15 protein-coding genes and 1 pseudogene are annotated in these 19,939 nt (G+C 70.7%); 6 read left to right on the top strand and 10 right to left on the bottom strand.

Annotated elements, in window-relative coordinates; all coding sequences use genetic code 11:
* Together ACWDAK_RS23335 and ACWDAK_RS23330 are read right to left on the bottom strand one after the other, a co-directional pair.
* A pseudogene (locus ACWDAK_RS23335) lies at positions 1-725 on the bottom strand (hypothetical protein); the annotation flags it as partial.
* Positions 726-790: 65 nt separating this feature from the next.
* The gene (locus ACWDAK_RS23330) at positions 791-1,222 is read right to left on the bottom strand and encodes a hypothetical protein (RefSeq protein WP_427394577.1); all 432 of its coding nucleotides are present in this window, start codon (positions 1,220-1,222) and stop codon (positions 791-793) included.
* A gap of 13 nt (positions 1,223-1,235) precedes the next feature.
* Here ACWDAK_RS23330 and ACWDAK_RS23325 point away from each other — a divergent pair, with 13 nt between their 5' ends.
* Both ACWDAK_RS23325 and ACWDAK_RS23320 read left to right on the top strand, forming a co-directional pair.
* On the top strand, positions 1,236-1,523 hold the full coding sequence (locus ACWDAK_RS23325) for a hypothetical protein (protein ID WP_427394578.1): 288 nt from the start codon (positions 1,236-1,238) through the stop codon (positions 1,521-1,523).
* Between the two features lie 476 nt (positions 1,524-1,999).
* Entirely contained in the window at positions 2,000-3,985 is a 1,986-nt protein-coding gene (locus tag ACWDAK_RS23320) for a BTAD domain-containing putative transcriptional regulator (protein ID WP_449806494.1), read from the top strand.
* Between the two features lie 26 nt (positions 3,986-4,011).
* On the opposite strand, the gene ACWDAK_RS23315 is transcribed toward ACWDAK_RS23320, so the two are convergent.
* On the bottom strand, positions 4,012-4,932 hold the full coding sequence (locus tag ACWDAK_RS23315) for a hypothetical protein (protein ID WP_427394579.1): 921 nt from the start codon (positions 4,930-4,932) through the stop codon (positions 4,012-4,014).
* Positions 4,933-5,255: 323 nt separating this feature from the next.
* Here ACWDAK_RS23315 and ACWDAK_RS23310 point away from each other — a divergent pair, with 323 nt between their 5' ends.
* Complete coding sequence (locus tag ACWDAK_RS23310) at positions 5,256-6,065, top strand: helix-turn-helix domain-containing protein (RefSeq protein WP_427394580.1); 810 nt, start codon at positions 5,256-5,258, stop codon at positions 6,063-6,065.
* On the top strand, positions 6,062-6,253 hold the full coding sequence (locus ACWDAK_RS23305) for a DUF397 domain-containing protein (RefSeq protein WP_344635249.1): 192 nt from the start codon (positions 6,062-6,064) through the stop codon (positions 6,251-6,253). Before ACWDAK_RS23310 ends, ACWDAK_RS23305 begins: the two co-directional genes overlap by 4 nt.
* Positions 6,254-6,446: 193 nt before the next feature.
* Here ACWDAK_RS23305 and ACWDAK_RS23300 read toward each other — a convergent pair whose 3' ends face one another.
* The 3 genes from ACWDAK_RS23300 to ACWDAK_RS23290 form a co-directional block, all read right to left on the bottom strand.
* Positions 6,447-6,878 carry a VOC family protein gene (locus ACWDAK_RS23300; RefSeq protein ID WP_427394581.1) on the bottom strand — a complete coding sequence of 144 codons (432 nt, stop codon included), beginning with the start codon at positions 6,876-6,878 and terminating at the stop codon, positions 6,447-6,449.
* Positions 6,879-7,033: 155 nt separating this feature from the next.
* Positions 7,034-9,862: a GH92 family glycosyl hydrolase gene (locus ACWDAK_RS23295; protein WP_427394582.1), complete on the bottom strand. Its 2,829-nt coding sequence runs from the start codon at positions 9,860-9,862 to the stop codon at positions 7,034-7,036.
* Positions 9,863-10,049: 187 nt separating this feature from the next.
* The gene (locus tag ACWDAK_RS23290) at positions 10,050-10,991 is read right to left on the bottom strand and encodes an RNA polymerase sigma-70 factor (protein WP_344635246.1); all 942 of its coding nucleotides are present in this window, start codon (positions 10,989-10,991) and stop codon (positions 10,050-10,052) included.
* Positions 10,992-11,183: 192 nt separating this feature from the next.
* Between ACWDAK_RS23290 and ACWDAK_RS23285 the strand changes: the two genes are divergently transcribed.
* A complete protein-coding gene (locus ACWDAK_RS23285) occupies positions 11,184-11,669 on the top strand; it encodes a carboxymuconolactone decarboxylase family protein (RefSeq protein ID WP_427394583.1) in 486 nt (161 codons plus the stop codon).
* A 192-nt stretch (positions 11,670-11,861) separates the two neighbouring features.
* Here the strand turns inward: ACWDAK_RS23285 and ACWDAK_RS23280 are convergent, their stop codons facing one another.
* The 3 genes from ACWDAK_RS23280 to pruA all read right to left on the bottom strand — a co-directional run bounded on the left by ACWDAK_RS23280 (position 11,862) and on the right by pruA (position 16,664).
* A complete protein-coding gene (locus ACWDAK_RS23280) occupies positions 11,862-13,262 on the bottom strand; it encodes a cytochrome P450 (protein ID WP_427394584.1) in 1,401 nt (466 codons plus the stop codon).
* 666 nt (positions 13,263-13,928) lie between these two features.
* Positions 13,929-14,858 (bottom strand): proline dehydrogenase family protein, encoded by a 930-nt coding sequence (locus ACWDAK_RS23275; RefSeq protein WP_344635243.1) that lies wholly within the window; start codon positions 14,856-14,858, stop codon positions 13,929-13,931.
* Positions 14,859-15,035: 177 nt separating this feature from the next.
* Positions 15,036-16,664: an L-glutamate gamma-semialdehyde dehydrogenase gene (pruA, locus tag ACWDAK_RS23270; protein WP_344635242.1), complete on the bottom strand. Its 1,629-nt coding sequence runs from the start codon at positions 16,662-16,664 to the stop codon at positions 15,036-15,038.
* Between the two features lie 152 nt (positions 16,665-16,816).
* On the opposite strand from pruA, the gene ACWDAK_RS23265 reads away from it, so the two are divergent.
* Positions 16,817-18,469 carry a PucR family transcriptional regulator gene (locus ACWDAK_RS23265; protein ID WP_344635241.1) on the top strand — a complete coding sequence of 551 codons (1,653 nt, stop codon included), beginning with the start codon at positions 16,817-16,819 and terminating at the stop codon, positions 18,467-18,469.
* A gap of 49 nt (positions 18,470-18,518) precedes the next feature.
* Here ACWDAK_RS23265 and ACWDAK_RS23260 read toward each other — a convergent pair whose 3' ends face one another.
* Positions 18,519-19,796: a hypothetical protein gene (locus tag ACWDAK_RS23260; RefSeq protein ID WP_344635240.1), complete on the bottom strand. Its 1,278-nt coding sequence runs from the start codon at positions 19,794-19,796 to the stop codon at positions 18,519-18,521.
* Positions 19,797-19,939 lie beyond the last annotated feature (143 nt).

The raw sequence follows: 19,939 nt of genomic DNA, 5'->3' as shown, positions 1-19,939 counted from the left end.
GGGCGGTAGGAGTCGGTGAGGTGGCCGTCGCTCTGGTTGATACGGAAGACGTGGACGGTGCCGGCCTTGTCGGTGACCGCGGAACCGGTGAACAGCGGATACTGCTCGGAAGTCACGTCGTCGGCGATGTTCTGGTACCGGAGCCCAACGTAGTTGCCGGTCGGGTGGCCGGCCAGGATGCTGGAGTTGAAGTTGCCGATTTCTTCCGTGGTCACCGTGCCCGTGTGGTGTTCGGCATAGTAGTTGAAGGTTCCTGCGGACTGATCGATCCAGTTCGCGAAGAGGATCACGTGGCCGTCGGTCCGGTTGTTCAGTGCGTCACCGGGCTTCAGGTCGGAGGTGCTGACCTGGCTGGCGACACTCGGCAGCGAGTCCGTGTTGAGGCTTTCAGTGAGCTGCCAGGCCATGGATATCAGGCCGGAGCAGTCCTCGCGGTACCGTCCGCCGGTCGCCGAGTCGCTCCACCAGCCGTACGGCGCTTCGAGTCCGTGGGGGCTGTAGGGCACCTCGTTGTCCGCCCAGTCCTTGGCTCGCTTGACCGCTTGACTGCGGGTCACTGTCCCGCCGGGCGCGGCGTTTTGGCCGAGCGAACCGGTGCCCGTGACGGCCTGCCAGTTGGACACGACCGTGTCGGCGTGTGCCGGAGTGATGGCGACGACCGTCGAGGCCAGGCCGGCGGTGAGCAGGGCGGCAGAGCTGCGGGCCAGGGTCTTCTTGCTGATCAAGATGGCCTTCCTTGAGAAAGAGTCACGGCGAAGCCGTGTGGCGTGCGGTGTGTTCTGCGGGATGTTCAGCTCCGCGCCGCGCGGCCGGCCAGTTCGGCCAGCACGGCGGCGTCGTTGCGGGTGTCGTACGGCTTGGCCGAGGACTCCCAGCTCAGTTCGTCGATGTGCATGAGGATGAGGTCGGATCCGTGCCGGAGCGCGTAGAGGTGATTGGTCTGGACGCCCTCGCTGGACATGCCTTCGACCGCGTTCCAGCGCCGTGACCACGCGGTGCCGTCGGCGGTGGTCGCGGTGGTGTTCACCACCGCGTCCGGTGCCGTGTGCGACTTGGCTTGCAGCGAACGGGAGTTGTCCTGGCAGCGGCTCATCGCGGCGAGCAGGTTCTGGTACGCGGCCTCGGCGGCCTCGGGCGCGTTGAAGACGAAGGTCTCCTGGATGCCCCGGGTCTGGTCCGACCCGATGAGGCCCTGCTGCTGCCAGGTGGTGACGTGCTGCACGGTGGCGCACTCGTTGACCGCGATGCCGTGCCCGCTCGGTGAGCGGGTCGTCAGGGGACCGGCTGGCTGCCATGACCGCGCCGCCCAGCCGGGCATCGCAGCCGAGGGCGGCTGGACGATCGCGGCCTGCTGTGCGTGCGCGGCCGGCGCCTCGCTCGCCTTGGCTGCTGCGGACGCCTGCGAAGGCGCGACGGGTACGGAGGGCTCGGCCGACGCGGTGGACGGCGCGGCCGTCGGATTGGTTGAGGAGGAAGGTATGGCCGCGGAGGTGGACGGACGGGCGGCGGCGGTCGGCTGGTGAGCCTGTATCGGGGCGCCACAGGCGGCAAGGCCGATGGCGGTCCCGAGGGCCAGCAAGCCGGTGACCGTACCGCGAAGGCCACGAAGGCCGTGGGCAGAGGGGCTACTGGGCATGGCATGGCTCCGTCCACATCAGGACGCGCACGATCGGCGCGAGGAGGCGAGGGTGAAGGGTGAAGGGTGGGAAAGGGGGCTGGCCACCACCGGCTCGGCGCCGCCGGACCAAGGCCACAGCGATCCTGCCGATCACTGCGCACATCTCGACAACACACCGTCAACGACCGCCGACACGACTGCCCAGCGCTGGCCCGGGCGAAGATCGCAGCTGGTCAGAGCGACTGTGCAGGCTTGGCGGCCGGTCCGCCGCGTGAAGCACGAAACCGACTTCACCGGAACCGTTCGTGAGCAGTAACATCCGATTAACTGATCGATAACGTGTGTCGGCGCTGACATGGCCGACGGCTGGGGGGCCACGTGATGAGGTTCGGTCTGCTTGGGGCCATAACGGTGCACGACGGTGAACGGACGCTGGAGATCCGCGGCGCCAAGAGCCGGGCGATGCTGGCCGCGCTACTCTTCCAAGCCAACCGGCCGGTCTCGCAGGGCAGTCTGAGGAATGCCCTGTGGGGCGAGGAGCAGCCAACCAGTGCGACCGCGTCGTTGCACAATCACGCGAGGCGACTCCGTCTGTCGTTGGGCACGGTGGGCGGAGAGCGGCTTCGCTCGGTGTCGAACGGGTTTGCGCTACGAGTCGATGACGGTGAGTCCGATATCCAGGACTTCACCGTGTTGCTGGCTCGTGCCCGAGTTGCCCGTGAGGAGGGGGATTGGCGGACCGTAAGTCGGCATACGGCGGCTGCGGGAGAGCTGTGGCGTGGTAGGCCGCTGTCTGACCTGCCTGCGGTTTTCGGTCTGGAGCCGGAGGTGCGGCACCTTCTGCACGCTCGCGTTCAGGCGTTGGAGTGGTGGTTCGAGGCGGAACTATGGCAGGGGCGGCACTCGGAGCTGGTGCCCGAACTCGCTCGCCGGGTCACCGAGTATCCGCTGCACGAGTCCTTCCACGTCCAGTTGATCACGGCCCTCTACCGGAGTGGGCGTCAGGCAGACGCCCTGTCGGTCTTCGAACAGGTCCGAGTCCGACTGGCCGATGAACTCGGCGCCGACCCGGGCCCAGCCCTGCGAACCGTCCACCATCAGGTACTGGTCTGCGACCCTGCACTGCTCTGGCAACCCGAACCCGTCGCCGCTGGTGTCGCCGAGACGGTGAACAGCACCGTCGACGACGCCACCCAGCCACCGATCCCGTCGACACCGCCGGCTACGACGGGATCCGCTCCCGCGCAGCTTCCTGCCGACACGAGCGACTTCACCGGCCGCGCACGCGAGTTGCAGGACCTGATCGACCGGCTGGCGGCAGCCACGGCCTGCGGCCAGCCCTCCATCGTGGCCGTCTCGGGCATGGGCGGCATCGGCAAGACCACCCTCGCCGTCCACGCGGCTCACCAGGTGCGTCACCTCTTCCCCGACGGACAGCTGTACGTGGACCTGCGCGGCTTCGGAACGGGCGAATCCCGAGACCCGCACGACATACTGGCCGCCTTCCTCGCCGACCTCAATCAGACCGGCGACTCCGACGCCCAGCATCGACCGGTTCCCGAACACCCCGACGAACGCGCCGCCCTGCTGCGCACCACCCTCGCCAGCCGCCGCGTGCTACTCGTTCTCGACAACGTGCGTGACACCGCGCAGGTGCTGCCGCTGCTGCCCGGCAGCGGACAGTGCGCGGTGGTCGTCACCAGCCGGACCACGCTCACCGACCTGCCCGGCGCCCTCCAGCTCCGCCTGGACCCCCTGAACGTCGAGGAGCAGCGCTCACTGCTCTCCGCGCTATGCGGATCGGACCGAGTCCAGCAGGACCGGGACGGCGCCCTGCGGCTTCTGGCCGCCTGCGCAGGTCTGCCCTTGGCACTGCGGATCACCGGCGCCCGTCTTGCGGCCCGCCCGACGTGGTCCCTGACCACGCTGGCACAGCGGCTGGACTCCGACGGCAGACGCCTGCAGGAGCTCTCGATCGGACATCTGGCCGTGTACGCGACCTTCGCCTCCAGCTACCTCGCCATGCGTGACAGCAGCCGGCCATCGGATCGCGAGGCCGCGCGGGCATTCCGATTGCTGGGCCTGTGGCCTGCGTACCCTCTCTCGTTGCAAGCCGCGGCCGTGCTGCTCGGCAAGGACGTCGAGGACACCGCCGACGTGTTGGACATCCTGGTCGACGCCCACCTGTTGCAGAACCCGAGCATCGGCTCGTACCGCTTCCATGCCCTCCTGGGCGAGTTCGCAGCCCAGCAAGCCGTACGGGAGGTGACCGAACACGAACGCAATCGGACTTTGCTGCGACTGCTCACCTGGTGGCACGCCGCTGCTCACAAAACCAACGTTCAGATGGACCACAGTCAGAACTGACGTGAGAGAGAAGGGCCCAGCGGACGTCAGCCTCGCGCGGCCAGGGCCACCCTGTCGCGCCAGCCGATCCTGAGGCCACCTCCATCCGCCCGCGCGGGAGCGGCCGCTGCGGCGGCCGACTCCTGGCGGCAACTCCCGCAGCGGAGCTCACCGTTGAGTGGGCGGAAGGCGCGGTCGCAGCCCTCGCAGGACGTCAGCGAGGCGATCCGTACGGGTGCGGGCATCTTGTCGCGTAGGCGGCAGCGCAGCAGGGCCGACGGGCACTTCAGCTGGGCCGGGAGGCCGGCGGTCAGGGCGTGGCGCATGGCTGCCGAACTCACGCCCCTGGCCAGCCACTCGGCGGCCAGCGGCAGCAGCCGCCCCACCTCGGCCGCGCCGAGCACGAGCCTCGGATCGGTGCGCCGCAGCGACAGCAGGACCTGCTCGGCCTCCGCGAGCACCGCCGGATCGGCTTGGTCGAGCTCGGGCCCCGGCTCCGGTTCCGGCTGGGCCGGGACCGGGAGGGGGGAAGTCTCCCCCTCCAGTCTTTCTCCCGCAGGGAGGGCTGTGCCGGACTCCCGTGCGGCGGGCCCGCCGGGCGCTCGCCTTCCGGCACCCGGGCGGCCGTTGGCGAAGTGCTCGGCGAACAGCCGCTCCACCTCGGCCTCGTCGAGCGGCACGCTGGAGATCAGCGACTCCGTCCGCACCTGCCCGGTGGCGCTGCGCCACCGCGCGCAGTGCAGCAGCCCGGCACCGGACAGCTGGCGGCGGGCCCGGTCCGCCGTGATCCGGCCACAGGGCAGCCCGGCCGCCAGCTCGGTGACCGTGGTACCGCGAGCACGCGAGGGCGGCAGCGCCAGCGCCCGTACCAGCAGACGGAAGGCCGTATCCGAGAGATCGTCGTCCCACACAAGCGTGTTGGCGACCTGCGTGAAGTCGCGCGAGGGCGCGATAACATTCCTGAGCATCCTTCAGTGGTCCTTGCCACTCGGCGGGTGTAGAGCCCGGCCCGGTGCGTCAACACCTGGCCGGGCTCGCCCCTTTCCGGCGGGGCGACCCGTTCCGGCGGCCACGGTACACCGAGCCGGACACGCTCGGCACTCGAACGACCACGCCCAGCGACATGCGCCATTGAGAGCCGGTGGCACTCGACAGCTCGTCAAGTGTCACTCGAACGTGTCGAATTCACTGATTCCCCTTCCCCTGCGCTCGCCAGACCCTAGCCTCGGGAAGCACGAGACGGGGATGGCGACGCCTACGTCATGCCCGAACGGGAACCGGGGGTGCGGAGTTGACGAACGAGACGTCCCAGCCGCCGACGGCATGGCGGTACTGCGGCAACCAGATCAAGCTCTGGCGCGAGCGGACGGGCGTGACCCGCGAGGAACTGGCCAAGGCCTCCAACTACGAGTACGAGACCATCAAGTCGATGGAGCAAGGACGGCGGCGGCCCACGCTCCGAATGCTCGAAGTGGCCGACGAACTGTGCGGTGCTCGCGGGTTGCTGATCGCTGCGACGGACTATCTGAAGCCGGAGAAGTTCGTTCCGTTCGCCGTGGACTTCATGCAGTACGAGGCGGTGGCCACCGTGCTCAGCTCATTCCAGAACCAGCTCATCCCGGGCCTGCTCCAGACCGAAGCGACGGCCAGGGCCCTCTTCAACGCCAACTGGCCACCGCCGGACGACGAGACCCTCGAAGAGCGGATCGCGACCAGACTCGCGCGCCAGTCGCTTCTGGAGACGCAAACCAAGTCGTTCAACTTCGTGATCGACGAAGCCGTCCTGCGCCGCCGGGTCAGCGATAGGGAGACGCACGTCCAACAGCTCCGCCACCTGCTGGCAATTGGGGCGCCCCGCCACATCACCATCCAGGTCATGCCGGCCACCGGCGCCCACCCTGGACTCAACGGCGCGTTCGTCCTCCTGCAGACGCCCGAGCACGAGCAGTTGGCCTACGAGGAGGGACAGGCGATGGGCAGGCTCTACACCGACGCGCAAAAGGTGAACATGCTGGCTCAGCGCTATGCGATGATCCTGCGACGAGCCCTGAACCCCGAGGATTCCGCGCAGTTCATCACCAAGTTGGCGGAGGAGCTATGAGCACCGAGCTGGTGTGGTTCAAGTCCAGCTACAGCGGTACCCAGAGCAGCGACTGCATCGAGGTCGCCGCCTGCCCCGGCACCGTCCACGTCCGCGACTCCAAGGACAAGGACGGCCCCCAGCTGGCCTTCACCCCGGCCGCCTGGGCCGAGTTCGTCGCGTACGCCGCCCGGCAGCGCGTCGAGTAGCCCCGAAGTCCCGCCCGGGCGGGCCGAGTCGGCAGCTGACCGCACCACACCACCAGCCGACTCGACATCGGGCTGCCAATGGTCGGGCGTCGCCCGCCCTGCTCCCGCGATCGGTTCCGCCGGGAGCTGTCGCCACCCGCTTGGCCGCGCCCCCTGGCATCACCTGCCCGGAGCACCCGGCATCGGAGGCTGCTCAGTCGAGACAGAAGTCGTGGCCCTCGATGTCCTGCATGTGGATGCACGAGTCGTCGCCGCCGTCATACAGCAGTCGCACGCGTACCGCGCCGAGCGCGACCAGTCGTGTGCATTCGGCCTCAAGCGCGGCCAGGCGCTCTTCACCCACGAGTCCGGTGCCGACCCGCACGTCAAGATGCACCCGATTCTTGACGACCTTGCCTTCGGGAACGCGCTGGAAGTACAGTCGCGGGCCCACGCCTGATGGATCAATGCATGCGGACCATGAACCCTGGTCCTCAGGCGGCAGCGAGCGATCGTAATCGTCCCAAGTGGCAAACCCCTTCGGTGGCGGCGGTACCACGTACCCCAACACCTCGCACCGAAAACGAGCGACGCGCTCAGGTTCTGCGCAGTCGAAGGTGACTTGGAACTGCTTGACCGATGCCATCGGTTCACCATAGCAGGGGGAGTCTATTGCTCAATTTTCCTTAGAGATACGCATGTTGACGGTAGGACGGTCCTTGCGAGCCGCTGCTGTGTCGTGCGGCAAGGGTGAACCCGACGCAGCCCTGCTCGTCGGTGACCTGGCCACCGACGAGGCGATCACCGCCTGCCGACGGATGTACCTGTCTCGCCCCGGCCGGCGGCCGTTGGCGCGTAGACCTCGAACTCCCTGAGTGCCCAGCCGTATCCGTCGGCCGGTGCGCCGGTCCTGGCGGACACCCAGCTGTTGACGCTCAGCCGGACGTACCGGGCCCGCGTCGGGGCGAAGGTGTAGGTGTGAATCTGGCCGCAGGTCGTCACGCCGTGCTCGGCGCAGCCGGTGGTTCCTCCGGAGGATGCCTCGCTCGCGACCGTGGTCCAGTCGGTGCCGCCGGTCGAGACCTCGACGTCGTAGCTCACCGGGTAGTTCTCCCAGTCGGGGTTGACCACCGCCCGTCCCAAGGTGGTGGTGGCGCCCAGGTCGACCTGGAGGCTCCAGGGCGTGCTGCCGGTCGACTGCGCCATGGTCGAAGGGTCGCCGTCGACGGCGTTCTCGGTGGGCTTGCCCCAGTTCGCCGCGGGGTTGCCGTTGATCATCCGGACCGGCCTGTCCAGGGCGAGGTCCACCGACGGCGGGGGCGGGGTCGTCGTGGCGCTCCAGGCCTGTGGCGCGGTGTTCATGGTGAAGTCGAGTTCCCCGCCGCCCGTCAGGTCCTCGTGGCGCAGGAAGGGCTCGGTGATCGCCCTGCCGTTCAGGCTGAGTGCCTGCACGTACGGGCTGGACGGCGCGTTCGGGGACGAGATGACCAGCGGGCGGCTCGTGCCGGGGAGGTCGAGGGTCACCTTGTCGAAGAAGGGGCTGCCCACCACGTACTGGCCGGAGGCCGGGTTCACCGGGTAGAAGCCCATCGCGGAGAACAGGTACCAGGCCGACATCTGGCCGCAGTCCTCGTTGCCGGAGAGGCCGTCGGGGGCGTTGTGGTAGTTGCTGCCGGCGATCCGCCGGACCAACTGCTGGGTCCGCCACGGGCGGCCGGCGTAGTCGTACAGGTAGGGGACGTGGTGGCTGGGCTCGTTCGTCTGGTTGTTGTGGCCGCCGGCGAAGTAGCCGTCGAGCCAGTCGCTGTAGGAGGCGTCACCGCCCTTGAGGGCGATCAGGCCGGGGACGTCGTGCAGCACGTCGTTGGTGTAGACCCATTGGTCGCCCTCGGTCCAGGCTCCGTCGGCCCAGGAGCCGTCGAGGTTGCGGGCCTGCATGAAACCGGTCGCGGCGTTGTACTGCTTCTTGTAGTTCGCGCTGCGGTTCGAGAAGTACGCGGCGTCGGCGGTGTTGCCGGTGGCCTTGGCGACCTGCGCGACGGCCCAGTCCTCGTAGGAGTAGTCCAGGGTGCGGGTGCCCGCCTCGGCGGTGTGGTCGGCGGCGACCCAGCCGTTCTTCAGATAGGTCGTCAGGCCCGCCCGGGCCTCGACTGGGGTGCCCTGTTGCCGGTCGCCGTACCACAGGGTGGTGTCGTCGTCCGGGGGCGTCATCGCGTCCTTGCGGACGGCCCGGTAGGCGAGGTCGAGGTCGAAGCCGTGGAAGCCCTTGGCGATGTCCTCGGCGATGATCGAGTCGGCGTTGGTGCCCTCCATGATGTTGGTCTCGGTGATGTTCTTCCACAACGGCAGCCAGCCGCCCTGCTGGTAGTCCTGCAGCATGGAGGTGGCCATGTCGTCGACGCGTTCGGGGGCGAACAGGGTCAGGAAGGCGTTCTCGGCGCGGAAGGTGTCCCACAGCGAGTAGCCGGTGTAGCTGACGCCGTTGTGCACCTTGTCGTCGTAGGCGCTGTAGTAGCGGCCGTGCTCGGACATCTCGGAGGGGTACTGCAGGGCGTGGAACATCGCGGTGTAGAAGATGGCGAGCTGGTCGGCCGTCGCCCCCTGGATGTGGACCCGGTCGAGCTTGTCCGCCCATGCCGCCCTGGTACTGGCGGCGGTGGCGTCGAAGCCCTGCCCGTCCGGCACCTCGTTGTCGAGGTTGGCGCGCGCCTGGTCCGCGGAGATGAACGAAGTCGCGATCCGCACGGTGACGGTCACCGTGCCGGCCGGGAAGCGCACGTAGCCGACGACGTCCTGGTCGGTGCGGTCGGCCTGGCCGTCGTACCGGGTGGCGCCGGCGGCGGTGCCGTAGCCGGCGAAGGCGGTGTCGAAGCGCGCGACGAAGTACCCCTTGAAACCGGGTGCCTTGAACGGTCCGAGGTTGCCGTCCTGACGGTCGGGGTTGTAGCCGCTGATCTCCTGCCCGGCGGGGTCGATGTGCACGTTCCCGGTGATCCCGGAACGTGTCGCCTGCACCACGAAGTTGGTCTCCGTGTTCCGCGGATAGGTCAGCCGCAGAACACCGACCCGGGAGGTCGCGGTGAGCTCGGCGCGCAGGGTCTGGCCCGGCGCGGGGTGCATGTCCACCGTGTACCTGTCGGGCGCGGACCTCTCGTCGCCGTGGCTGTACGGCAGGCCGCGGTCCGCCTCGGCGGTCCTGACGGGGCCGACCCCCGGCATACCCGCCACGTAGCCGGAGTCGCCCATCCAGATCGCGGGCTGGTGGGTGCCGATGAAGCCCGTGATCTTCGGGTCGCCGAAGTGGTACGGCAGCCTGCCGACGCGGTTGTCCCGCGTCATCGGCGACCACCGCGTCATCGCGAACGGCGGCGCCGTGCTCGGCAGCATGCCGCCGTACTCGGTGTCACTGCTGCCCGTGGTGCCGATGAACGGGTTGACCGACTCCACGTTGGACGCGGCGGAGGCGGCCCGCGCGGCCGCGGCCGACGGGCTCGCAGCGGCGAGCGGGGGGATGAGCACGGCGAGCAGCGCGAGAAGGAGCACGGTCGCCCGGGCGCGCGGAGTGGGCCGCACCGCGCTCGGTAGCGACCCCAACGCTCCGGACGTGCCGGGGCTCACGATGACGGGCATGGAGCTCTCCAGAGGGTGGAGGGGCGGCCTCCGGGGCGGCGGGTAGGGTCGCGTGAGGCCGAATGCGGTTCGATGAAGGCTAATTGAGCATCCGTCAACGAGCTGTGACAGAAACCCGCATCCGACCATTCGGCTCAACTCCGGCCCGGCACACCCGTCCCCCGCTCGTGCTCCGAGGGCCCCGGGCTCAGCGGCGCAGGGCGGTCTCCCGCTGCATGTGCGACAACTTCTCGGGATTGCGCACGGCGTAGAGCCCGGTGATGAGGCCGTCGTCGACGCGCACCGCCACGACGGTGTCGATCTCACCGTCGAGCCGCAGGACAAGTGCCGGGTAGCCGTTGACCTGGGCGGGCCGCAGCGACGACACGGCGGCGAACCGGCCCAGCCCGGCGGTCAGCAGGCGGGCCACCTTGTCGGCCCCCACGATGGGCCGCGGGACGGCCTGCTTGACTCCGCCACCGTCGCCCAGGAGGACGACATCCGGCGCGAGGATGTCGAACAGTCCCTGCAGATCGCCCGTTTCGACCGCCCGCTGGAACGCGTCGAACACGCCCTTGGTCTCGGTCGGGGAGACGACGCCGCGCGGCCGGCGCGCCGCGACGTGTGCCCGGGCCCGGTGCGCGATCTGGCGGACCGCGGCCGGGCTCTTGTCGACGGCTTCGGCGATCTCGTCGTACCCGAGGTCGAACACCTCGCGCAGCACGAACACCGCCCGCTCGGTCGGCGTGAGCGTCTCCAGCACCAGCAGCATCGCCATCGAGACGCTCTCGGCCAGCTCGACGTCCTCGGCCACGTCGGGCGCGGTGAGCAGCGGCTCGGGCAGCCAGGGCCCGACGTAGGACTCCCTGCGGCGGCCGAGCGTACGCAGCCGGATCAGCGCCTGGCGCGTGGTGATCCGGACCAGGTACGCACGTTGCTCCCGCACCGTGCCGAGATCGACACCCGCCCACCGCAGCCAGGTCTCCTGCAGGACGTCCTCCGCGTCGGCGGCCGAGCCGAGCATCTCGTAGGCGACGGTGAACAGCAGGTTTCGGTGGGCGAGGAACGCCTCGGTGGCGGGGTCCGTGCGTTCGCCGCCGGCGAGTTGCCCGGTCATGCCCTCTGTGCGCTCGCTGTGCTCGCTCTCCACCGGCTGCTCCTGCCTGTTCGCTCTCGACGGTGCCACGCGCACAGGACACCGGTCACCGCAGCTTTGTGACACCCGTGAGCGATGGCGTACGTCACACGAACGCCGCGTCACAGGGGGCGTCTCGCCGGCATCTCGTGTTCGTCCAGTGCAACACCGCAAGTCCAGTACGACACCACGAGTGAGGACGAAGTCATGGACGCCCGATTCAACATGTTCGAGAACGAGATCGCCGCCAAGTTCTTCAAGCGGTTCGCCAACACCGCCATGGTGCTCCACCAGTCGCCGCTGCCGAGGTCCACCCAGGAGCTGGTGTCGCTGCGCGCCAGCCAGATCAACGGCTGCGGTTGGTGCGTCGACATGCACACCAAGGACGCCGCGGCCGCCGGTGAGAGCGCGGTCCGGCTCAACCTGGTCGCCGCCTGGCGCGAGTCCACCGTGTTCACCGAGGCCGAGCAGGCCGCGCTGGCGCTCGCCGAGGAGGGCACCCGGCTCGCCGACGCCCACCACGGTGTGTCCGACGAGACCTGGGCCGAGGTGCGCAAGCACTACGACGACGACCAGATCGCCGCGCTGGTCTGCCTGGTCTCCATGATCAACGCGGCCAACCGGCTCGCCGTGATCGTGCACCAGCGGGGAGGCTCCTACGAGCCCGGCATGTTCGCCGCCGCGTTCGACTGATCGGCAGCCGGATCCGGCCCGGCCCGGGATCATCCGGTCCGGGCCGGGCCCGCGCACGGCCGGGCCGGTCACAACTCGTCCCGCTCTCGGAACCTCTCGCAGAACGGGATCCCCCAAAGCGCCTCGGAGCAGAGCCCGGTGGCGGCGGTGCCACGGGCTCCCAGACCCTGACCCACGGCCGTTCCCGCCCACTCACCTCCGGGCCCTCGTGTCCGGTGCCGACGCTCGTCCCTCCGGCCGGGGGTACCCCCTCGGCTCGGCGGCATCCCGCCGTTCGACGGTCATGCGCAGCGAGGAGGGCGCCAGCACGGTGCGCAGGACGGGGCGTACGGGGCGGGTGTCCGCGGGTCTGAGCTGCCAGCGGTCGGTGATCGTGGCCACCGCGATGGTGGCCTCCACCAGGCCGAACGCGTCGCCGATGCACTTGCGCCGTCCGGCACCGAACGGGAGGAGTCCCTTGCGCTGGGCGGAGGTGACCCGCTCCGGCAGCCACCGGTCCGGATCGAAGACCTCCGGCTCGGCGAAGACCTCCGGGTCCCGGTGGAGCGAGTAGCTGCAGAAGAACACGTCGCTGCCGGCCGGGATCGCCCTCCCGGCCAGCTCGACGTCCGCGGTGGTGACCCGCGACAGCAGTGCTCCCGGCGGGTAGAGGCGCATGCTCTCGGTCAACACGCGTCTGCAGTAGGGGAGTTCGGCCAGGTCCCGGTAGTTCGCGGTCCGGCCGCCCAGGACCTCCCGGACCTCGACCACCAGCTTCTTCCTGACGTCGGGATGCCGGGAGAGCAGATGGAAGGTCCAGGAGAGCAGGCTGGCGGTGGTCTCTATGCCCGCGAGCAGCACCGACATGATCTGGTCGTGGACCTCGGCGTCGCTCAGCCCGGACCCGTCCTCCTCGCTGCGGGCCGCCATGATCAGGGACAGCAGGTCCCCCTCCTGGTCCACCTGGTCCACGCCGCTGCGCCGGTACTGGGCGATCACCTGGTCGACGGACTCGCGCAGGCCGGTCCGGAGCCGTTCGAAGCGCCGGTTCCCGGGCGTCGGCAGCCGGTGCACCCAGCTCACCGGTATCAGGACCCGCCGGTGCAGCGCGGGTAACAGCAGCGGCAGCGCACGGGCCACCTCCGCCGCGGCCTGGGCGCCCTCCTCGGAGGTCACCAGGGTGCGGGTCGCCACCAGGGAACTGATCCGCCGCATCTCCTCGTCGAGCGCCAGGGTGCCGCCCGCGCGCCACCGGCCGGTGACCTCCTCCACGCAGGCGCTCATCACCTCGGTGTAGCGCGGCAGCACGGACGGGTGGAACGCCGGCTGCATCAAGGGGCGTTGGCGTACGTGGTCCCGGGCCGGGCAGTTCGCCAACCCGTTGCCGGTCAGGGACTGGACCGCGTCGAAGTACGAACCGCCCTTGTCGAACTCCCGGTATCTGCCCACCAGCATGTCGCGGACCAGTTCCGGGGCGGTGACCAGGTACGCGGTACGGGGACCGAGCCGGACCCCGACCACCGGGCCCACGTCCCGCGCGGCGGTGAAGAACTCCATGGGGTCGCGCAGGATCCGCCCCAGATGACCGATCAGCGGCAGTGCTCCGCGGGCCATGACAGGTGGTGTGGACGGCACTCTGCCTCCTGAGCCGGGTCGGGAGTTGAGGGCCGCTCCGCAGCGGAGGGGCCCACGGGATCAACCAATCTCAACCAGACGGGTCCTGGCCCACCGCGGCTGGACGAAGGGTCGGCCCAGCCCCAAGCCCGGGGCGCGGCAGCCGGAGCGCGCCGCTCCTCGCCGGTGCCGCGCGTCCGGTCCCGCTCAACGTCAACGTAGCGCCAGAGCGCGCGCCTGTCCGGCCCTTCGGGGAGATCGCACAACTCTGTCACCTCCTCCTTCGTCCTCGGAGGCGGTCCTTCCCTTCCCGCGGAGGCGTCCGTTCCCCGGCGGACTCCCCATCGCAGCGCGCGTCCGGAACGATCGGCGCCGCGCCTTCAGGGCGCGCGGAAGCATGCGCGCATCACACCGAAGGCCGGCACACTCCCGCGATCCGCCGCCGCCCGCTCCCGACCGCGCGAGAAAGACCGCACCGGTGCCCCGCGAGCCGGTGGCGTTGGAGCCCCGGGAAGCCATCGGGCCAGGTCAGGCGGAGGAAACCACGGGCTTCTGACGGCCGGAAACCGACAGGCAGCCCGGAAGACGGAAAACACCGAGGGCGGCCCCCTGCCATCGGGAGTGCCGCCCTCGGTCGTCCGGTCGTCCGGTGGTCCGGACCGTCCGTCAGCCGCGCGTGGCCATCGCGCGGAGGAAGAACGTCAGGTTGGCCGGGCGCTCGGCGAGACGCCGCATGAAGTACCCGTACCACTCCTGCCCGTACGGCAGGTAGACGCGCATGGTGTTGCCCGCCTCGGCGAGACGCAGCTGCTCCTCCGGGCGGATGCCGAAGAGCATCTGGTACTCGTAGCTGTCCCGGCTGCGGCCGTTCCACTCGGCCAGCTGACCGGCGATCTTGATCATGTTGGGGTCGTGCGAGGCGATCATCGGGTAGCCTTCGCCCGCCATCAGCACCTTGAGCGCGCGGACGTAGGCCAGGTCCACCTCGTGCTTGCCCTGGAAGGCGACCGACTCGGGCTCCTTGTAGGCGCCCTTGCAGATCCGCACCCGCGAGAGGGGGCCGGAGAAGTCGCGGCAGTCGGCCTCGGTGCGGCGCAGGTAGGCCTGCAGCACGATGCCCAGCCACGGGAAGTCCTCGCGCAGCTCGCGGGCGATCGACAGGGTCGAGTCGGTGGTGGTGTGGTCCTCCATGTCCAGGGTGACGGTGGTGCCCGCCTCCTTGGCCGCCTCGCAGATCCGCCGGGCGTTCTCCAGCGCGATCTTCTCGCCGTCCACCGGCAGGAACTGGCCGACCGCCGAGAGCTTGACCGAGACCTCGGCGTTGGCAGCGAGGCCGGTCTCCTTGAGGGCGGTGAGCAGGTGCTCGTACGCCTCCGCCGTGTCGGCCGCCTGGCCCGCGTCCTTGGTGTCCTCGCCGAGGTGGTCGAGGGTGACCTTGCGGCCGGTGGCGACCAGCTCGTCGGTCGCGGCGACGGCCTGGTCCAGTAGCTCACCGGCGACGAAGCGCTCGACTATCGCGTGGGTGGGCGGGAACTTCTCGACGACGGTGCGCACCTGCGGGGAGCGGGAGGCGGCGAGGAGGGCGGAGCGGAGCATCGGTACTCCTGGAGATGGTTCAGCAGGCAGGGGAGAGTTGCCGGGGGCGGCGGGCACCAGGGGTGTCGCGTGCAGCGCGTCCCGAGAAGGGCGGCGGTGGGCGACGGGTGGGCGAAGACCGCCGTCCCCGGGGCGGGCTTACCGGCTGATGGCCGGTAAGCCCGGGATCGGGCCGGATCAGCCCATGTGCGGGTAGCGGTAGTCCGTCGGCGGGACGAACGTCTCCTTGATGGAGCGGGTGGACGTCCAGCGGGCCAGGTTCTGCTTGGCGCCCGCCTTGTCGTTGGTGCCGGAGGCCCGGCCACCGCCGAAGGGCTGCTGGCCGACCACGGCGCCGGTCGGCTTGTCGTTGATGTAGAAGTTGCCGGCCGCGTTGCGCAGCTTCAGCATCGTGCGCTGGACCGCCTCGCGGTCCTGGGCGATGACCGCACCGGTCAGACCGTACGCGGAGGCCGACTCCATCTGGGTCAGCATCTCGTCGTACTTGTCGTCCTCGTAGACGTGGATCGCGAGGATCGGGCCGAAGTACTCGTCCCGGAAGTACTCGCTCGCCGGGTCCTCGCAGACCAGGACGGTCGGGCGGACGAAGTAGCCGACCGAGTCGTCGTAGCTGCCGCCGGCCAGGACCTCGACCTTGGGGTCGGCCTGGGCGCGGTCGATCGCGGCCTTGTTCTTGGCGAAGGCGCGGTCGTCGATGACGGCGCTCATGAAGTTCGACAGGTCGGTGACGTCGCCCATGGTCAGGCCCTCGACCTCGTCGCGGAACTCGTCCTTGAGCTCGGCCCAGATCGAGGCCGGGACGTAGGCGCGGGAGAGTGCCGAGCACTTCTGGCCCTGGAACTCGAAGGCGCCGCGGGTCATCGCGGTCTTCAGCACGGCCTTGTCGGCGGACGGGTGGGCGACCAGGAAGTCCTTGCCGCCGGTCTCGCCGACGATCCGCGGGTAGCTGCGGTAGCCGGCGATGTTGTTGCCGACCTCGCGCCACAGGTGCTGGAAGGTCGCGGTCGAGCCGGTGAAGTGGATGCCCGCGAGGGCCGGGTGCTTCAGCGCGACCTCGGAGACGGCCAGGCCGTCACCGGTCACCATGTTGATGACGCCCTTGGGCAGGCCGGCCTCCTCGAAGACCTGCATCAGCAGGTGCGCCGAGAACTGCTGGGTCGGGGACGGCTTCCACACCACCACGTTGCCCATCAGGGCCGGGGCGGTGGGCAGGTTGCCCGCGATGGCGGTGAAGTTGAAGGGCGTGATCGCGTAGACGAAGCCCTCCAGCGCGCGGTGGTCGCTGCGGTTCCACACGCCGGGCGAGGAGACCGGCTGCTCGGCCATGATCTGCCGGGCGAAGTGCACGTTGAAGCGCAGGAAGTCGACCAGCTCGCAGGGGGTGTCGATCTCGGCCTGCTGCGCGGTCTTGGACTGGCCGAGCATGGTCGCGGCGGCCAGCGTCTCGCGCCACGGACCGGCGATCAGGTCGGCGGCCCGCAGGAAGATCGCGGCGCGCGAGTCGAAGGAGAGCGCCTGCCAGGCCGGGGCAGCGGCCAGAGCAGCGTCGATGGCGTCCCGCGCGTCGTCCTGGGTGGCGTTGCGCAGGGTGCCGAGCCGAGCCGCGTGGTTGTGCGGCTGGACGACGTGGATCTCGGCGCCGCCGCCGAGGCGGCGCTCGCCGTTGATCGTCATGGTCAGCTGGATCGGCTCCTGGCCGCCCAGCTCCTTCAGCTTGGCCTCCAGGCGAGCCCGTTCCGGGCTGCCGGGGGCGTAGCTGTGGACCGGCTCGTTCACCGGCGCGGGGACCTGGGTCACAGCATCCATGGCGCACGCTCTCCTTCTCGTCATGGGTGCCGGCGAGGGTCGCACGCCGGCCATGGACGAACGGTATTCCCCGAGGCAGGAGCACATGATTGGCCGGGCGGCTAAAGTCATTCAGACAGAGTTGTCCGACCGGACGAAGGAGGGTCGAACAGATGCCGACTTCGACGCCTCCTGCCCCGAGCGCCTCCCCGGCCGCGGTGCACGGGCTGCCGCTGCGGCAGCTGCTGATGTCGCTCGGCGAGCCGCTGGTGGAGCTCCAGGCCGCCCCGGCGGGTCTGGACGTACCCGTACGCGACGTGGCGATCCTCGACCCGGAGGACCCGGCCACCGCCTCCCCCGGCGAGCTGGTGCTGGCGATCGGCGCCCGTGGCCGGGCCGCGCTGCCCGCCCTGCGCGCGGCCGGCCGGGCCGGCGCGGCGGCCGTCGCGGTCAAGCTGGACGCCCCCGGCCAGGCGGACGCGCTGCGCGAGGCGGCCACCGAGGCGGGCGTGGCCCTGCTCTCGGTCCGCCGGGAGACCCGCTGGGAGCACCTGGACTCCCTCGCCCGGGCGATCATCGCCGGCCCGGACGCCCCCGAGACCCCCGAGCACAACGCCGGCGACCTGTTCTCGCTCGCCCAGACCATCGCCGTGCTGACCGGCGGCATCGTCTCCATCGAGGACACCTCCAGCCGGGTGCTGGCCTACTCGCGCTCCTCCGACTCCGACGAGGTCGACGACCTGCGCAGGCTCTCCATCCTCGGCTGGCAGGGCCCGGAGCCGTACCTCTCCAAGCTCCGCGAGTGGGGCATCTTCCAGCACCTGCGCAGCTCGGACAGCGTGATCGCGGTCGATCCGCACCCGGAGCTGGGCCTGCGCCGCCGGCTGGCGATCGGCATCCGCGCGGGCGCGCAGCCGCTCGGCACCATCTGGGTCCAGGAGGGCGCCCAGCCGCTCGCCCCGCTGGCCGAGCAGGCGCTGGTCGGCGCGGCCCGGGTCGCGGCGGCCCAGCTGGTCCGCCGCCGGCGGGAAGTGTCGGCGGACGTACGGCTGACCCAGACCCTGCTCATCGGGCTGTTGGAGGGCTCCACCGGGCCGCAGTCACTGGCCACCCACCTCGGGCTCGACCTGCGCCGCCCGGCCACCGTGCTGGCGTACGCGGCGGACTCCCCGGGCGAGGGCCGCGCCCTGGAACTCGCGATGGGCGAGGTCACCGGCCTGATCTCGGTGCACACCGCCGCCCGGCACCGCAGCGCACTGCTCGCCCCGATCGACTCCCGGGTGTACGTCCTGCTGCCGGAACTGCCCGCCGCGCTGCCGATGACCACCGTGCGCAGCTGGGCGCAGGAGGTGGTCGCGGCGGCCGGGGAGCACCTGGGCATCCGGTTGCGGGCGGCGATCGGCTCCACGGTGGACGGCCTCGCGGCGGTGCCCGAGTCGCGGGCGCAGGCCGACCGGATCCTGGACGCGATGGGCCGCGGCGGGGTCGGCCTGGACGTCGCCGCGCTGATCGACGTCCAGGCGGAGGTGCTGGTCAGCGAGGTGCTCGCGCTGCTCCAGGACCGTCCGGGGCTGCGCGATCCCAGGCTGTCCGCGCTGATGGAGTACGACCGCCGCCACGGCACCCGACTCGCCGAGTCGGTGCTCGCCTGGCTGGACGCCCTCGGCGAGGTCCGGGTCGCGGCCGACTCGCTCCACATCCACCCCAACACCCTGCGCTACCGGGTCCGCCGGGCCGAGCAGTTGACCGGTATCGACCTCGCCCAGCCGCAGCAGCGCCTGCTCGCGATGCTCCAGCTCCGCCTGCCCGCGGAGGGACCGGCGTAGCCGCTGGCCGCTCGACTCCGGGCCCAACTCCAGCACCCCACCGGCCCGTTCAGTGTCGACTGCGTTCCACCCGCCACCGCTCCCACGCCGTCAGCCACGCCTCCTCCGCACCGGAGGCGTTGCGCACCAGCCCCGACCACAGCTGCTCCCAGGCCCGCTGCGCCGGCAGGCTGGGCACCTCGCTCGCGAACACCGTGTACCGGATCACCTCCTCCACCGCGGCCCGGCCCTCGGGCGTGCCGACGGCCCAGTCCGCTTGCTGGGCCAGCCTGGTGAGGTGGTTGACCATGGTGGTGACCGCCTCCGCGGCCTCCTCCCTGGTCTCCGAGGCCAGCCTCATCTGCTGCCGCAGGGCGGCCTCCCAGCGGACCGCCGCCGCCTCGCCGCGCGCACGCCTCGGCACCCGGGGCGGCCGGTCCTCGCGGATCCGCGCGGCGATCGCCAGCGACTCGCGCACCGCGTGCTCCACCACCGCCCGGTGCGCCTCCAGTCCTGCCACGGGCGGGAGTTCGCGCTCCTCGAGGGCGGCCAGGTCGGCCTGCCGGGCGGCCAGCTTCCGCATCAGCTCGGTCCGGCCGAGGACGTAGCGCTCGAAGTCGTCGATCCGCTTCAGCTCGATGCCGCCCGGCGGCACCCCCCGCCCCGTCACCGTCACGGTGACGCCGCCCACCCGCAGCCGCCCGGCCCAGACGGGCCCGCGCCGACCCTCCTCCTCGCCCCGGGGCACCGCGCCCGCGTCGGACTCCACGCCCAGCACCGCCTCCGAGACCGCGTCGGCGAGCCGGCGCTCCGGACTGCGGTGCCGGTCCTCCTGCCTGGCCCGGTCCTCGTGGATCTGGACGGCCCTCGGCTCGCCCTCCACGGTGATCCACTCACGCACCGCCCGTACGCTACCGGGCCCGTCGCCCTCGTCGATGCCCAACTGCTCGAAGAGCCGGTCGCGTTCGTCCTCGACCACGTCCTCCAGCTCGGGCAGCAGCGCGACATCGACCCCGGGCCGGTAGGTGCGGACGGTGACGTACGGCCCCTCGACCGAACTCCAGTCGCCGGACCGCACCTCGACCCAGCGCAGCCGGCCGCCGCAGAACCCGTACTCGGCCAGCGCGTCACTGTCCTGGCAGCTCTCCGCCGCCTCGGCACCGCGACCCGACGGCGCGTTCCCGCCGCCGCGAGCCGGGTCCGCACGGTGCACTCCCCCGCCCCTGGAGGCGCGATCCACCCCGTAGACCGGGAAGTCCGCGTCCGCGAGCACCTGGCGGCTGTACTCCTCCTGGTCGGTGTGGAAGTCCTCGGGTTCCTGGGGCCTGCTCGCGCTCTGCCTCTTCATCTGCCGCACCCCCGCGTGTTTCACCCGACCGTCGAACCCGGTCGCCACCGCGCCGGGCCCGGCCCGGCACACCGGCGCCGCGTCCGCCCCACGATACGTGGGCCCGACCTGTCGAACCATCAGCTTCCCTCGTACGACGGGCA

It is taken from the genome of Kitasatospora sp. NPDC001175, from assembly GCF_053598215.1.
Note: the sequence above shows the minus strand (reverse complement) of the source record. Positions and strands in the feature narration are given on the sequence as shown.

Bases quoted from the DNA above. Each gene is read 5' to 3' on its own strand.
- pruA (WP_344635242.1), bottom strand. From the start codon at position 16,664: ATGGATGCTGTGACCCAGGTCCCCGCGCCGGTGAACGAGCCGGTCCAC.
- ACWDAK_RS23320 (WP_449806494.1), top strand. From the start codon at position 2,000: ATGAGGTTCGGTCTGCTTGGGGCCATAACGGTGCACGACGGTGAACGG.
- ACWDAK_RS23295 (WP_427394582.1), bottom strand. From the start codon at position 9,862: ATGCCCGTCATCGTGAGCCCCGGCACGTCCGGAGCGTTGGGGTCGCTA.
- ACWDAK_RS23305 (WP_344635249.1), top strand. From the start codon at position 6,062: ATGAGCACCGAGCTGGTGTGGTTCAAGTCCAGCTACAGCGGTACCCAG.
- ACWDAK_RS23285 (WP_427394583.1), top strand. From the start codon at position 11,184: ATGGACGCCCGATTCAACATGTTCGAGAACGAGATCGCCGCCAAGTTC.
- ACWDAK_RS23265 (WP_344635241.1), top strand. From the start codon at position 16,817: ATGCCGACTTCGACGCCTCCTGCCCCGAGCGCCTCCCCGGCCGCGGTG.
- ACWDAK_RS23275 (WP_344635243.1), bottom strand. From the start codon at position 14,858: ATGCTCCGCTCCGCCCTCCTCGCCGCCTCCCGCTCCCCGCAGGTGCGC.
- ACWDAK_RS23280 (WP_427394584.1), bottom strand. From the start codon at position 13,262: ATGGCCCGCGGAGCACTGCCGCTGATCGGTCATCTGGGGCGGATCCTG.
- ACWDAK_RS23260 (WP_344635240.1), bottom strand. From the start codon at position 19,796: ATGAAGAGGCAGAGCGCGAGCAGGCCCCAGGAACCCGAGGACTTCCAC.
- ACWDAK_RS23300 (WP_427394581.1), bottom strand. From the start codon at position 6,878: ATGGCATCGGTCAAGCAGTTCCAAGTCACCTTCGACTGCGCAGAACCT.
- ACWDAK_RS23315 (WP_427394579.1), bottom strand. From the start codon at position 4,932: ATGCTCAGGAATGTTATCGCGCCCTCGCGCGACTTCACGCAGGTCGCC.